The sequence below is a fragment of the Rhodococcus sp. KRD175 genome, assembly GCF_017168275.1.
In the GTDB taxonomy this organism is placed as follows: domain Bacteria; phylum Actinomycetota; class Actinomycetes; order Mycobacteriales; family Mycobacteriaceae; genus Rhodococcoides; species Rhodococcoides fascians.
Genome location: NZ_JABFAQ010000019.1, coordinates 1 through 1,968, shown reverse-complemented (window position 1 = coordinate 1,968; position 1,968 = coordinate 1). Strand labels below are relative to the sequence as shown.

At 62.6% G+C, this 1,968-nt stretch carries 3 protein-coding genes; 2 read left to right on the top strand and 1 reads right to left on the bottom strand.

Translation table 11 applies throughout. The features are described from left to right. Together J1M81_RS23465 and J1M81_RS23460 are read left to right on the top strand one after the other, a co-directional pair. A partial coding sequence (locus tag J1M81_RS23465; protein ID WP_206498950.1) for an excalibur calcium-binding domain-containing protein occupies positions 1–112 on the top strand: 112 nt, incomplete at its 5' end. A 78-nt stretch (positions 113–190) separates the two neighbouring features. Beyond that, positions 191–1,114, top strand: a complete 924-nt coding sequence (locus tag J1M81_RS23460; protein WP_176456768.1) for an RluA family pseudouridine synthase — start codon at positions 191–193, stop codon at positions 1,112–1,114. Positions 1,115–1,130: 16 nt separating this feature from the next. Here J1M81_RS23460 and J1M81_RS23455 read toward each other — a convergent pair whose 3' ends face one another. After that, positions 1,131–1,841, bottom strand: coding sequence for a formate/nitrite transporter family protein (locus tag J1M81_RS23455; RefSeq protein WP_206498949.1), 711 nt, complete (start codon positions 1,839–1,841; stop codon positions 1,131–1,133). Positions 1,842–1,968: the final 127 nt, after the last annotated feature.

Genomic DNA, 1,968 nt, shown 5'->3' with positions numbered 1-1,968 from the left:
GTACCAGAACTGCGATGCCGCCCGCGACGCCGGAGCTGCACCGGTCTACCGCGACGAGTATGGCTACGGCCCCCACCTCGACCGCGACAACGACGGCATCGGCTGCGAGTAGCGAGTTCGCACTTGTGTAGGTGAATCGCTATCGATCGTCTGCACAAGTGCGATCTCGGCGGGCGGATACGCTCGCTCGGTGAGACGACGCCAGCAACCGCCCCTGGCGAAGCGCTACGGCCTCGACCCCGCACGCGTCCGAATGCCCGAGGACGGGACATGGCACACCGTCCGCGAGTTCTTGACGGCGACCGAGCAACGGATCTCGCCGGGGCGCATCGACGAGATGCTCGCTGCGGGCGAGGTCGTCGACATGGGCGGGCCTGTATCCGCTGATGCGCCGTACGTCCCCGGCGACGCTGTCTGGTTCCACCGCGACCTGCCGACAGAAACCGTTGTGCCATTCGACCTCTCGATCGTGCACCGGGACGACGCCGTACTGGTGATCGACAAGCCGCATTTTCTACCGACGATCCCGCGCGGCGGCCACATTCTGCAGACCGCGCTGGTGCGCCTGCGCCTCGAACTCGATCTTCCGCAACTGGTGCCTGCTCATCGACTCGATCGCGTCACCGCGGGCCTGGTGCTGTTCGTCGTCGATCCGACACTTCGCGGGGCGTATCAGACGTTGTTCCAGGATCGGAAGGTACACAAGAAATACGAGGCCATCGCGGCCTACGAACCGTCGCTGACCCTGCCTGCCGAGGTACGCAGCCGAATAGTCTCGGACAAGGGCCAGTTCACTGCACGCGAAGTGACCGGAGAACCCAACGCGCACACCGTCGTCGAACTCTTGGAACACCGCGAGGGCATCGGACGGTATCGACTGACACCGTCGACGGGACGAACCCATCAGCTACGTCTGCACATGAACTCGTTGGGCATCCCCATCCTGGGTGACGATCTGTATCCGACGGCAACCGGGCGGGCCGTCGACGACTTCACGGCACCACTCCAATTACTAGCCAGTGCAATCGAATTCATCGACCCGATCTCGAAAGCTGTACGACGCTTCGAGACTCGGCGCAGCCTGGAGCGCTGGGTGTCGAACAGCAGTCCGTGACTCCCGGTTCCGCTGACTACTCAGAATTCTGGTCACGCTCGGACTTCACCAGTTCCTTCGTGCGGACCAAGCGCAGCGCCGTGACCAACACGACGCCGCCGATGATGTTGAACAGCACTGTGTATCCGAACCATTCGATCCACTCGCGGTAGCTCACATCCGCTCCTGCGTGGATGGCCCCGAAGATCAGCAGGGAATCCAGGACCGAGTGGAACAACTGCAATCCGGCCAGCAGAAAACCTGCCGCCATGGCGGCAATGATCCGCGCCACGTCGGATTCGGTTCCCTGCTGCATGCGGGTCAGCAGTGTCATCGTGCTGCCGCCGAGAACAGCGAGGCAGATCGACTGAAGATCCAAGGGTGCGTAGACGAAATGATGCGCAGACTCGGACAACACTTCGAGCCATTGCGGAAACGCGTGCGCTATCAACCACATCACGAACCAACCGCCGAGCAGATTCGCGAGCAGAGTCCCGACCCACAACTTCGCGAGCTGCGCAGGCGTGCCGTTGCGGGCCACAATCGCTGCGATCGGCATCAGGAAATCCTCGGTGAACAGCTCACCGTGCGCGAGATAGATGGCCACGAGGCCGATTCCGAACGCCAGGCCTGCCAGCAGGTGACTGCCGGTCTCGTCCAGCACCGCCAGGTACGCCATCACCCCCAGAGCGACCTCGAGTCCGCCGAAGAGTCCGGTGATCAGCACGGTGCGTACGGTGCGGTGCAAGAGATATTGTCAAGACCTGTGGATGAGCGGTTTTCAGGCGGCCTCCTGGGTGCCTGAGGTGGCGTCGGGTTCGACGAGTTTGCCTTTCTCGAAGGTGGCGCCATCACGGACCAGTTTCACCAGATGT